Source organism: uncultured Nisaea sp. (assembly GCF_963974195.1).
Classification (GTDB): domain Bacteria; phylum Pseudomonadota; class Alphaproteobacteria; order Thalassobaculales; family Thalassobaculaceae; genus Nisaea.
The window spans coordinates 1-12,086 of sequence record NZ_CAXBDC010000042.1; the positions used below are offsets into that span (position 1 = coordinate 1).

The window sequence follows — 12,086 nt, forward strand, 5'->3', positions numbered from 1 at the left end:
TGTCGAGGAAACCCTGCGCGAAGCCGTCGAGGTTTCCGGGGCGACCTTGCTGCACATTCACCTGCATCACTTTACGCCGAACGGCGGTGTGTCGGGTGTTGCGGTGCTTGCCGAGTCGCATATCAGCATCCACACATGGCCGGAGCGGGGCTATGCCGCGCTCGATGTGTTCATGTGCGGGGATGCCGAGCCGCACAAGGCAATCGCGGTACTGCGCCGGGCTTTCCGTCCGGATGCAATCCAGCTCAACGACCTGAAACGGGGCCTGACCGTATGAGCGAGTGGTTCTGCGAAACCCTCCACAGCGGTTACGGACAACGTTTGGTGATCGACAAGGTGCTCTTCCGGGAACGGACGGAGCACCAGGACCTGATCATCTTCGAGAACCGGGCCTTTGGCCGGGTGATGGCGCTCGACGGTATCGTCCAGACCACAGAGGGCGATGAGTTCGTCTATCACGAGATGCTGACGCACGTGCCGATCCTGGCCCATGGCCGGGCGAAGCGCGTGCTCATCATCGGTGGTGGCGATGGCGGCATGGCGCGGGAAGCACTGCGCCACAATTCGGTCGAGCAGGTGACCATGGTCGAGCTTGACCGCAGTGTGGTCGACATGTGCGTCGAGCATCTGCCGTCCCTCAGCAACGGTGCGTTCGACGACCCCCGGCTCGACCTGCAATTCGCGGACGGGGCGAAGTTCGTCGAGGAGACGGACGGCCGCTGGGATGTCATCATCGTCGATTCGACCGATCCCATCGGGCCGGGCGAGGTGCTGTTCCGGGAAAGCTTCTACAAGGCCTGCAAGCGGTGCCTGACGGATGGCGGCATTCTCGTCACCCAGAACGGTGTGCCGTTCGTGCAGGGCGGCGAGGTGACGAACAGCTTCAACCGTCTCAGCCCGCATTTTGCCGATGTCTGGTTCTATACGGCGGCAGTGCCGACCTATCAGGGCGGTCTGATGGCATTCGGCTGGGCCAGCGATGACAAATCGTTGCGTCAGCTTCCGGTTCCCGCCATCGCGGAGCGGTTCGAGGCGGCCGACATTGCGTGCCGTTACTACACGCCGGAAGCCCATGCCGGCGCATTCGGCCTGCCGCAATTTATTCGTAAATTGCTGATTTCGGGCTGACGTCGTTTTTTTGAGGCCCTTTTAAGGCTTTCTTTACGGCTGATCACTACAGTGGGTTGCAAGGAGACGCCGTTTTCCCCCAGCGGCGGCAATCACGGCCAGGAGCGATTTTCGGATCCCCCTGATCTGGTCCCCTGACCTGGCAAAGTGATTCTTCCGAGACTCTCCCTTCGGGGCTCGTCACTGACGGGCCCCGTTTGTTTTTCCGAAATGCGTCTCTGTGCTCGAAAATGGCGATAAGGCCGTGCTATGGTCGTGAAAAATCAGCCACTTGCAGAACCGCATGGTCGCCAGAGCGCCTCTGATCTCAGTTCTTGTCGTTGCCTATAACTCGGGCACGTACTTGCCTCGCTGTCTGGCTGCGCTGGAGGCGCAGACTTTTCGCGACTTCGAGGTTCTGGTGCTGGATAACGGGTCTCCGGACGGAAAGGGCATCGCGTTTGACGGGCTTGGCGTTCCGGCAAGGCTGGTGCGCAGTCCGGAGAATGTCGGCTTTGCCGCAGGTAACAATCTGTTGGCCCGGCAGGCGGAAGGCACCTGGCTTGCCCTGTTGAATCCGGATGCATTCGCCGAAACAGACTGGTTGCAGGCCTTTGCGGATGCCGTCACCCGTTACGACGGTATTGCCGTCTTCGGCTCGACCCAGCTCCTCGACAGTGACCCCGGGTTGCTTGATGGCGCGGGGGATCATTACAGTCCGCTCGGCCTTGCCTGGCGGGGCGACCGATTGAAACCCGCATCGCTGATCGACGAGGATGCCGAGGTGATGGGGCCGTGTGCCGCCGCGGCTTTCTATCGCCGGGATGCCTTCGCGCGTGTCGGCGGATTCGCGGAAAGCTATTTCTGCTATTACGAGGATGTTGAACTCGGGTTGCGGCTACGTCTGGCCGGGGAGCGCTGCATACAGCTTGCCGGTGCCCGGGTTCGGCATGTCGCCTCGGCGATTACCGGACAAAATTCGGAATTTTCCCGCTATCACATCACGCGGAACCGGATCTGGACTTTCCTGCGGACGATGCCCGCCCCGGTATTTCATCTGATCCTACCGCTTTTTCTGGCCCAGCTCGGGCTTATCATCCTGCTTGGCCCCGTTCGTGGCGACAGTGCCGTCCGGGGGCGGGCGATTTACGATGCGTTTGCCGCATTCCCCGCGGTGATGAGGCAGCGGGCCACGATCCAGGCAAGCCGGCGTGCGGGAATCATTGCATTTCTTGCCGCGCTGAGCTGGAATCCTGCGAAGCTGTTCGGAAGCAAGGGTGACAGGCGCCCGATACGGCATGAAAACAGAGCGGGACCGATACCGCCAACCGGGGTGGAACATGCGACAGACTAGTGTTGCTGCCGTCATTGTCTCCTACCGGTCCGACGACCGGCTGTTCCGGGGGCTGGACGCTCTGGCCTCGCAGGTCGGGCGCATCATTGTGGTCGATAATGATTCCGGCGATGCGGTTACGGCGAAACTGAAGGATGTGGCCGAGGCCGGCGGGAACAAGATCCGGCTGGTTCTGAATGATGACAATGCCGGGCTCGCCGCCGCCCAGAACCAGGGTATCCAACTGGCGCTGGAAGAGGGTGCGGATTGGGTTCTGTTACTCGATGACGACAGCGTTCCGGATGCGGGCATGGTCGAGACTTTGCTGGCCGCTTATGCCATGCATCCGATGCCGGAGCGGATCGGCCTTGTCGCGCCGCGTCTGCATGATGCGGAATGCACGCTCAAGGCCCGTGCCTATGTCTCAAAACACGCTTTCGACTTCCGGCCCGTCCGGTTCGGACCCGGTGACGTGGTGGATAATGTTGCCTTTGTCATGGCCTCGGGCAGCCTGGTGAAGGCTGACGTGCTCCGCGAGGTCGGATTGATGCGCGAGGATTTCTTCGTCGATTATATCGACTTCGAATTCGCCTTCCGGATGCGCCGGTTTGGCTGGGGATTGATTGCGGTCGGCGATGCCGGACTGGAACACCGGCTCGGTGAATTCGAGCACAAGCGGATGTTTGGCCGGGATTTCCGCTTCAACAGCCATTCCGGTTTCCGCCGGTATCACATCTACCGTAATCGCATGCGCGTCTGGCGGGCACACGGCTTCCGGCTGCCCGCCTTTTTCGCTTTCGAGGTCGCATCCATCGCCATTGATCTGGCCAAACTCATCCTGCTGGAAGATGACAAGCTGGAAAAGCTTGGCGCTATCGGACGTGGTGTGATGCACGCCATGTTGGGGCGTGCATCAAGTCGTGTGGGATAAGTAGCGGGATATCGCCTCAGGCTTTGATCTTGCTCAGGAAGCCGTCGATCTCGGAACGGAGCCGGCCGGTGTCCTGGGTCAGCTTTTCCGAGGCTGAAAGCATCAGCCGGGCTGCTTCGCCGCTGCGGGAGCTTTCATTGTTGAGGATGCTCATGCCCTGGGAGGCGCTGTTGCTGCGCTCGCTGGCCATGGCGACCTGATGGGAAATCTCGTTCGTCGCGGCCACCTGTTCCTCGATGGCGGCGGCGATGCCGGCTGAAATTTCGTCCACTTTCGCAACGGTATCGACGATGACCGAGATGGCTTTTACCGCCTGATTCGATTCCTGCTGGATCGCCTGGATCTGGGCGGAAATCGTTTCGGTCGCTTCGGCTGTCTGGGAGGCCAGGTTTTTCACCTCGGTCGCGACAACGGCAAAGCCCTTGCCCGCTTCGCCTGCCCGGGCCGCCTCGATGGTGGCGTTCAGGGCCAGCAGGTTGGTCTGCTCCGCGATATCGGTGATCAGCTTCAGGAACTCGGAAATCTTCTCGATCGCCTTGGCCAGTCCGGAAACCGTGTCATTGGTCTGGTTCGCCTGTTCGACCGCCTGTTTCGTGACGGCACTGGACTCGGCGACCCGCTGGCCGATTTCGGAGAAGGAGCTGGCCAGCTCTTCTGTTACCTGCGCGGCCATGCGCACATTGTCGGCGGCGGAGGCGGTGTTTTCATTCGCGGCGTTCGACTGGGTGACCAGGGAGGTTGCGACCGTGTTCATGTCCCCGGCACTCTCGCTCAGCTCCGAGGTGGTGCTGGAGACGGTCATGGCAATCGAGCCGACCGACTGTGAGAAGGAATCTGCAAGGGCCGTCATTTCCCGCGCCTTCAGTTCCGCCATCTGCCGGTCCTGCTCGATCCGTTCCTGGCTCAGACGCTCTGTCTCCGCTTTCGCGGCTTCAGCCTCGCGCAGGGCGGCATCGGAGGTGTTGAAGGTCTTGGCGACGGTGATTGCCAGCCAGCCGACGATCACGGCTTCGACCACGACGATCACCGCATGAATAAGAACCCGGCCGAAATCGGCGCCATCGGGGAAGATGGCTGCCGGAAATGTAAAGTTCAGCCCGAGATGATGCACGGCCACTGCCGCCGTCGCGGCGATGACGGCCCTGATGTCACAGAGAGTCGTCAGGATCGCGAGGCAGGCGAAGTAATACATATGGACGTCGATTTGCCAGGGATGGCCCTGGAACTGGAAGACGACCAGGGAGACCATGACCATGATCCCGACTGCCTGAAGCATGCGTGTCGAGGCGGCGTGCGGCGTGCGCCATCCGGCGATACCGCACACGAGCGCAATTACCAGCGCACCGGCCGAGGGGACGATCAAATGCGTGTCCAGCAGCAACCCGAGGGAGAAGACGAGTACAACGTGGAAGGCGATGAAAAGGGCCATGAACTTGACGGCCCGTGCGCGAATTGACTCGAGCGTGTTCATTCTAGGTCTCCTTTTGGAAGAGTCTTCGTGCTTCGCCGGTGAGACCGACGCAGCCGAACAGCCCGGCAGGGGCGACCACGGCCCATGCTCCGGCATTTTTCAGTCGTTGAACGGCGTCTGGCGCGTCCAGCCGTACGAGCGCGACGGACTGAATGCCGCCGTGACGCAGCATGCGCCCGCCGGAGAGCGAGACCGCCCCGAGAATTTCCGATTTATTGAGCCATGGTGGAAAGACAGCCGCAACAGCCACGCCCGGACCTACCGGTGTGGTGAGCATCAAGCCCGCCATGAAAAGGGTGCTGCACAGCAACAGCACCGTCGCAGCCAGAGTATCACGCAAATCCAGGCTCCCGTGCGTCTCTTGTCCCGGTTGGGAACAATTAAACTCAAGGTGCACAGTCTATAAGCGAGATAGGCTAAGGTTTAATTAAATTATGTACCCGAACCGAATGGTTCGTTCCTACATTGCGGTGCCACCTATGGTAACGCCGGTCATCTTCAGGGTCGGCTGGCCGACGCCGACGGGAACGCCCTGTCCGCTCTTGCCGCAGGTGCCGATGCCCTGATCGAGGGCGAGATCGTTACCGATCATGGTGATCCGGCCCATGGCGTCCGGGCCGTTGCCGATCAGGGTGGCGCCCTTGACCGGCGCGCCGAGCTTGCCGTTCTCGATCAGATAGGCCTCGCTGGCCGAGAACACGAACTTGCCGGACGTGATGTCGACCTGCCCGCCGGCGAAATTGACTGCGTACAGGCCGTTCTTGACGGAGGCGAGGATTTCGCCCGGGTCCTTGTCGCCCGCTTCCATGAAGGTATTGGTCATGCGCGGCATCGGCGCATGGGCGAAGCTCTGGCGGCGGCCGTTGCCGGTCGGCTCCATGCCCATCAGCCGGGCATTCTGCCGGTCCTGCATGTAGCCGACGAGAATGCCGTCCTCGATCAGCACGTTGCGCCGGCTGCGTGTGCCCTCATCGTCAATGCTGATGGAGCCGCGCCGGTCATGCATGGTGCCGTCATCGACCACGGTGACGCCCTTTGCCGCGACCTGCTGGCCGATCATGCCGGAGAAGGTCGAGGTTTTCTTCCGGTTGAAGTCGCCTTCAAGACCATGGCCCACGGCCTCATGCAGCATGACGCCGGGCCAGCCGCTGCCGAGAACGACTTCCATCTCTCCGGCGGGCGCGGCAACGGATGCGAGATTCACTTCGGCGATGCGGAAAGCCTCGTCTACCTGGGCCTTCCAGTTTTCCGGGGTCATGTACTGATCGTAGGTGACCCGGCCACCGGCGCCCGAGCTGCCGCTTTCCATGCGATCGCCATCGGCCAGCACGACGGAAACATTGAGCCGGACCATCGGGCGGATATCGGCAACCCGGTGGCCGCCGGCGCGCAGGATCTGCACGGCCTGCCAGGAGCCAGCCAGCGACGCGGTCACCTGCTTGACGCGGGGATCCCTGGCCCGGGCATAGGCATCGATTTCCTTCAGCAGGTCGACCTTGTCGCCAAAGGCGGTCAGGGCCAGCGGATTGGCGTCCGTATATAATGCCGCATTGCTGGCGGCCGGCGGGGCGGCGAGGGTGCCGCCATAGCCGTTGCTGACGGCCGAGACGGTGGCGGCGGCGCGCCGGATCGCGTCTTCGGAGATGTCGGAGGCGTGTGCGTAGCCGTGCGCCTCTCCGGCGATGGCCCGGAGACCGAAGCCCTGGGTCGAGTCGAAGGAGGCGTTTTTCAGGCGGCCATCGTCAAAGGCAAGACTTTCGCTCTGCCGGTATTCAAGGAAGAGCTCGCCGTCATCGGCGCCATGCAGCGCGTCGTCAACGACCTGACCGACCCGCGCGAGGTCCAGTCCGCCGCGCTGGAAGAAGATTTCGTCGGTCTTGCTGAGATCGCCCATAGCGTCTGCTCCTTCTTGGCCCGTCCAAAAGCCGGGCCGACAGTTTGTTCGCATCTATCCGATAACATATGGTCCGGGCGACGACAAAGTCACGGCGCGGGAACCCGTGACTTTGTGGCCATCTTCAATGGTGCGGAGGCGCGTCACTTCGTCGCGGATCGCCGCCGGACGTATAGAGTTTGGTCGAATTGTCTTCCCGCAATGAGTCGGAAAGTGTATTTCGATAGCCTTGTGAAGGGCCTTGCCTAGCGCTAAAAACGGCCCCGCGTATAAAGAAACTTGGAGAGAGCGGAGATTATGAGGCTTTTCAACCGGGCAATCTCCAGCCTCGCGTATGTCGCGGCGCTGCCCTTTTTGTTGATCGCCGGGCTCGCATTGCCGGCCGGCGCCCAGGAAACCCGCCAGCCCCAGCCTTACCAGATGCACCTGCAGGATCCGGTGTCGCCCGTAGGCGTGCGGATCGGCGAGTTCCACGACTATCTGCTGTGGATCATTTTCGCGATCGCGATCTTTGTGCTCCTGCTTCTGATCTATGTGTGTCTGAAGTTCCGGGCCTCCGCGAACCCGAATCCGTCCCGTACCTCGCACAACACGCTGATCGAGATCCTCTGGACAGCCGTCCCGGTGATTATCCTGGTGGTGGTGGCGATCCCGTCTTTCAAGAATCTCTACTATCTTGACAGGGCGGTTGACCCGGACATGACCATCAAGGTTACCGGCAACCAGTGGTACTGGTCCTATGAATATCCGGACCAGGAACTCGGTTTCGACAGCTATCTGGTCGAGGAAGCGGATCTTGCCGAGGGTCAGCCCCGGTTGCTGACGGTGGATAACGCGCTGGTCGTCCCGACCGGCAAGAAGATTCAGGTCCTCGTGACCAGCAACGACGTCTTCCATTCGTTCTTCGTCCCGTCCGCCGTCGTGCAGATCTACGCCATTGGCGGCCGCACGAACGAGACCTGGATGCAGTTCGACAAGGAAGGCACCTTTTATGGGCAGTGCAACCAGATTTGCGGCCCGCGCCACGCTTACATGCCGATCGTCGTGAAGGCGGTCTCCGAAGAGGAGTACAAGGCATGGCTGGTGAAGGCCAAAGAACAGTTTGCGATGAGCAGCGACGCGCCGGTCCGCGTTGCCGCCCTCAGCTCTAACTAATAATCACGCTACTGGGAGAGACCGATATGAGTGCCGCGCACGCTCACGCTGATGATCATGGAGCGCCGACGGGTATTCGGCGCTGGTTGTATTCGACCAACCACAAAGACATCGGCACGATGTACCTGTTCTTCTCGGTGTTCGCCGGGCTGATCGGTGGCGGGATGTCTATCTATATGCGGATGGAGCTTCAGGAGCCTGGCGTCCAGTTCATGGAGAACGGCCAGGTCTGGAACGTCTTCACCACCGCACACGGCCTGATCATGGTGTTCTTCATGGTCATGCCGGGCCTGATCGGCGGTTTTGGCAACTGGTTCGTGCCGCTGATGATCGGCGCGCCGGATATGGCCTTCCCGCGGATGAACAACATCAGCTTCTGGCTGTTGATTCCGGCTTTTGCACTGCTGCTGATGTCGCCCTTCGCGGACGGCGGGGCCGGTGTGGGCTGGACGATCTATCCGCCGATGTCGAGCAAGCTCGGAACGCCTGGTGCCTCCATGGACATGGCGATTCTGTCCCTGCATCTTGCCGGTGCCTCCTCGATCCTTGGCGCCAGTAACTTCATCACCACGATCTTCAACATGCGTGCCCCGGGCATGACGCTGCACAAGATGCCGCTGTTTGTCTGGTCCATGCTGATCACCGCCTTCCTGCTGCTGCTGGCGCTTCCGGTTCTGGCCGGTGCCATCACCATGCTGCTGACGGACCGTAACTTCGGTACGGCCTTCTTCGATCCGTCCGGCGGCGGCGATCCGATCCTGTTCCTGCACCTGTTCTGGTTCTTCGGACATCCGGAAGTCTACATCATGATCCTGCCGGCTTTCGGCATTGTCAGCCACGTGGTGTCGACCTTCTCCCGCAAGCCGATCTTCGGCTATCTGGGCATGGCCTATGCGATGCTCTCGATTGGCTTCGTCGGCTTCATCGTCTGGGCGCACCACATGTACACAGTGGGGCTGGATGTTGACACGAGGGCCTACTTTACCGCGGCGACCATGGTCATCGCGGTGCCGACGGGCGTGAAGATCTTCTCCTGGATCGCGACCATGTGGGGCGGGTCGATCTCGTTCCGCGTTCCGATGATCTGGGCGATCGGCTTCATCTTCCTCTTCACCGTGGGTGGCGTGACCGGTGTCGTGCTCGCCAATGCGGGTGTCGACGTGGTGCTGCACAATACCTATTACGTCATCGCGCATTTCCACTATGTGCTGTCGCTTGGCGCCGTGTTCGGACTGTTCTGCGGATTCTATTACTGGTTCCCGAAAATGTCCGGCTATCACTACAACGGCTTCCTCGCACGGGTGCATTTCTGGCTGATGTTCATCGGGGCCAATATCACCTTCTTCCCGATGCACTTCCTTGGCCTGTCGGGGATGCCGCGGCGGTATATCGACTATCCGGATGCATTGCAGGGCTGGAACACGATTGTTTCCTACGGTTCCTACCTCGGTGGGGTTGCCACCCTGGTGTTCCTGGTCGTCGTGATCGAGGCCTTCATGAAGAAGCGTCCGGCCGGAGACAATCCGTGGGGCGACAGCGCGGACACCCTGGAATGGACCGTGTCCTCCCCGCCGCCGTTCCACACCTTCGACGAGCTGCCGCGGATCAAGTGATCCGCGGCGCCTCGCCGGCGTTTAGCTGACGGACCGGAGCAGGAAAGGTTCCTTGCGTGTCTGACACCTCCATCCAATTCAAAGCGGCGGAGCCATCCGCCGCTTCCGCGTCTGAGGCGATACGGGCTTTCGTATCGTTGTTGAAGCCGCGCGTGATGTCGCTGGTTGTCTTCACCGGTTTCGCTGGTCTTTTTCTGGCGCCGGGCGATCTCAATCCAGGCCTCGCGGCGATTGCTGTGCTGTGCATTGCTATCGGCGCGGGCGCTTCAGGTGCCATCAACATGTGGTACGACCGCGATATCGATGCGGTGATGACGCGGACCCGTGGCCGCCCGATCCCGACCGGCAAGGTCAATGCGGACGAGGCTCTGGCTTTCGGGGTCATCCTGTCCGGCATGTCCGTCATGGTCATGGGGCTGGCGACCAACTGGGTCGCGGCCGCGTTGCTTGCCGCGACGATCGGGTTTTACGTCTTTATCTACACCGTCTGGCTGAAGCGGCGGACGCCGCAGAATATCGTTATCGGCGGTGCGTCGGGCGCACTGCCCCCGGTGATCGGCTGGGCGGCGGTAACCGGTGACGTGACGGCGCTGCCGCTGGTCATGTTCCTGATGATCTTCATGTGGACCCCGCCGCATTTCTGGGCCCTGTCGCTTTATCGTTCCGGCGATTATGAAGCCGCCGGGGTGCCCATGCTGCCGGTGGTCTCCGGCCGCCCGGAGACCCAGAAGCAGATCCTGATCTATTCCCTGCTGCTGGTTCCGGTCACGTTGCTGCCGGCCCTGTTCGAAAGCGTCGATACACTGACCTACGGAATTCCGGCCGCTCTGTTCGGCATGGTCTTCCTGGTCTCCGCATGGCGCGTCTACCGCGATGCCAGCGAGAAGAATTGCCGTCGGCTGTTCGGGTATTCGATACTGTATCTGTTTGTTCTCTTCACCCTGCTCATCATCGAGCGGGCGGCAGGGGCCTAGTCACGATGACCGATAACGAGAAGCAGGAAACCCGCGAAGAATTCTTTGCCCGCAAGCGCGGCAAGAATCTGGCGATTCTGGCCTGCATCCTTGCGTTTTTCGTCCTGTTCTATGTGATCACCATCCTGAGGATGAGCTGAGTCATGGGCACGTCTCCGAAACGGGCGAACAAGAACGGACGTCTCGCGCTGATTCTGGCCGGCGTTGTCGTCGGGATGGTTGGCTTGTCCTTTGCGTCCGTGCCCCTCTACAACATCTTCTGCCGGGTGACCGGATTTGGCGGCACCACGCAGATCGCGGACAAGGACTCGGCGACCGTGCTCGATCGCATGGTCACTGTCCGGTTCGATGCCAGTGTGCAGCCGGATCTGAACTGGAGCTTCAAGCCGGAACAGAAGGCGATCCGGCTGAAGGTCGGCGAAACGCAGCTTGCCTTCTACGAGGCGGTGAATCTCGGCGATGAGCCGGTGGTCGCGAACGCGGTCTTCAATGTGACCCCCGACAAAGCCGGGCTGTATTTCGACAAGATTGACTGTTTCTGCTTCACCGAGCAGGTCCTGCAGCCCGGACAGCGGGCGGACATGCCGGTGTCGTTCTATATCGATCCAGAGATGGATCAGGATGTGAAGATGGATGGGGTGACAACGATCACCCTCTCCTACACGTTTTATAAGGCCCAGGATCAATCCGCGGCCAAAGCCGCCCGCGATCAGGCGGCTGCCGGGGCGCCCGGCAGCACGGACATCAAGGGATAATCTAGTAGAGTAAGGCGCGACAAGCGCCGGACTGAAGGGAAAGATAATGAGCGGACATCCACAACATTCCTTCCATCTGGTAGAGCCGAGCCCGTGGCCTTTCGTTGGGGCCATGTCCGGCTTCATCGCCGCTGTCGGGGGGATCATGTACATGCATGAGCTCGCGTTCGGCGGCTATATCCTGATCGCCGGGTTCCTGTCGATCCTGGCCACGATGTTCTTCTGGTGGCGGGATATTGTCCGCGAAGCCGAATTCCAGGGGCACCACAATCCCGTGGTCCAGCTCGGCATGCGCTACGGCATGATCCTGTTCATCGCTTCCGAGGTGATGTTCTTCGCGGCGTTCTTCTGGGCCTTTTTCGACAGCGCCCTTTATCCGGATACCGGCGTCTGGCCGCCGGAAGGAATCGTTCCGTTCGACGCCTGGGATCTGCCCCTGATCAACACCATGATCCTGCTGCTGTCCGGCTGCACGGTGACCTGGGCACACCACGCCCTGATCGAGAACAAGCGGGACCAGTTCCAGCTCGGCCTCGGTCTTACCGTTCTGCTCGGTGCGCTTTTCACCGTTCTGCAGGCTTATGAGTACAGCCACGCTGCCTTCGGTTTCACCGACGGCATCTACGCTTCGACCTTCTATCTGGCGACCGGCTTCCACGGCTTCCACGTGATCATCGGCACCACCTTCCTCGGTGTCTGCTGGTTCCGCGGCCGGGCCGGCCACTTCACGCCGGATCATCATTTCGGCTTCGAGGCGGCAGCCTGGTACTGGCACTTCGTTGACGTGGTCTGGCTGTTCCTGTTCGTCTGCGTTTACTGGTGGGGCGGCTGACCGCTTCTGAAACGGGCACAG

At 61.0% G+C, this 12,086-nt stretch carries 13 protein-coding genes; 10 read left to right on the forward strand and 3 right to left on the reverse strand.

Translation table 11 applies throughout. The features are described 5' to 3' along the window. From speD to AAC126_RS10960, 4 genes are all read left to right on the forward strand, one after another. The coding region (speD, locus tag AAC126_RS10945; RefSeq protein WP_339853256.1) for an adenosylmethionine decarboxylase at window positions 1-277 on the forward strand (277 nt) is incomplete at its 5' end. Continuing rightward, entirely contained in the window at window positions 274-1,128 is an 855-nt protein-coding gene (gene speE / locus AAC126_RS10950) for a polyamine aminopropyltransferase (protein ID WP_339853258.1), read from the forward strand. The genes speD and speE, both read left to right, overlap by 4 nt. 283 nt (window positions 1,129-1,411) lie before the next feature. Continuing rightward, the gene (locus tag AAC126_RS10955; protein ID WP_339853260.1) at window positions 1,412-2,461 is read left to right on the forward strand and encodes a glycosyltransferase family 2 protein; all 1,050 of its coding nucleotides are present in this window, start codon (window positions 1,412-1,414) and stop codon (window positions 2,459-2,461) included. Continuing rightward, window positions 2,448-3,371, forward strand: coding sequence for a glycosyltransferase family 2 protein (locus AAC126_RS10960; RefSeq protein ID WP_339853261.1), 924 nt, complete (start codon window positions 2,448-2,450; stop codon window positions 3,369-3,371). Before AAC126_RS10955 ends, AAC126_RS10960 begins: the two co-directional genes overlap by 14 nt. A 16-nt stretch (window positions 3,372-3,387) precedes the next feature. Here the strand turns inward: AAC126_RS10960 and AAC126_RS10965 are convergent, their stop codons facing one another. The 3 genes from AAC126_RS10965 to tldD form a co-directional block, all read right to left on the reverse strand. After that, window positions 3,388-4,842, reverse strand: a complete 1,455-nt coding sequence (locus AAC126_RS10965; RefSeq protein ID WP_339853263.1) for a methyl-accepting chemotaxis protein — start codon at window positions 4,840-4,842, stop codon at window positions 3,388-3,390. Window position 4,843: 1 nt separating this feature from the next. Beyond that, window positions 4,844-5,182: a hypothetical protein gene (locus AAC126_RS10970; protein WP_339853264.1), complete on the reverse strand. Its 339-nt coding sequence runs from the start codon at window positions 5,180-5,182 to the stop codon at window positions 4,844-4,846. A 120-nt stretch (window positions 5,183-5,302) separates the two neighbouring features. Continuing rightward, on the reverse strand, window positions 5,303-6,736 hold the full coding sequence (gene tldD, locus AAC126_RS10975; RefSeq protein ID WP_339853265.1) for a metalloprotease TldD: 1,434 nt from the start codon (window positions 6,734-6,736) through the stop codon (window positions 5,303-5,305). Window positions 6,737-7,033: 297 nt separating this feature from the next. Here tldD and coxB point away from each other — a divergent pair, with 297 nt between their 5' ends. The 6 genes from coxB to AAC126_RS11005 all read left to right on the forward strand — a co-directional run bounded on the left by coxB (window position 7,034) and on the right by AAC126_RS11005 (window position 12,065). Beyond that, the gene (coxB, locus tag AAC126_RS10980) at window positions 7,034-7,891 is read left to right on the forward strand and encodes a cytochrome c oxidase subunit II (protein ID WP_339853267.1); all 858 of its coding nucleotides are present in this window, start codon (window positions 7,034-7,036) and stop codon (window positions 7,889-7,891) included. Between the two features lie 26 nt (window positions 7,892-7,917). Beyond that, entirely contained in the window at window positions 7,918-9,504 is a 1,587-nt protein-coding gene (gene ctaD, locus AAC126_RS10985; RefSeq protein WP_339853269.1) for a cytochrome c oxidase subunit I, read from the forward strand. Between the two features lie 71 nt (window positions 9,505-9,575). Next, the gene (locus AAC126_RS10990; protein ID WP_339853328.1) at window positions 9,576-10,478 is read left to right on the forward strand and encodes a heme o synthase; all 903 of its coding nucleotides are present in this window, start codon (window positions 9,576-9,578) and stop codon (window positions 10,476-10,478) included. A gap of 5 nt (window positions 10,479-10,483) precedes the next feature. Further along, a complete protein-coding gene (locus AAC126_RS10995; RefSeq protein WP_339853271.1) occupies window positions 10,484-10,618 on the forward strand; it encodes a hypothetical protein in 135 nt (44 codons plus the stop codon). 3 nt (window positions 10,619-10,621) lie between these two features. Further along, on the forward strand, window positions 10,622-11,233 hold the full coding sequence (locus AAC126_RS11000) for a cytochrome c oxidase assembly protein (protein ID WP_339853273.1): 612 nt from the start codon (window positions 10,622-10,624) through the stop codon (window positions 11,231-11,233). Window positions 11,234-11,279: 46 nt separating this feature from the next. Beyond that, complete coding sequence (locus AAC126_RS11005) at window positions 11,280-12,065, forward strand: cytochrome c oxidase subunit 3 (RefSeq protein ID WP_339853275.1); 786 nt, start codon at window positions 11,280-11,282, stop codon at window positions 12,063-12,065. Window positions 12,066-12,086: the final 21 nt, after the last annotated feature.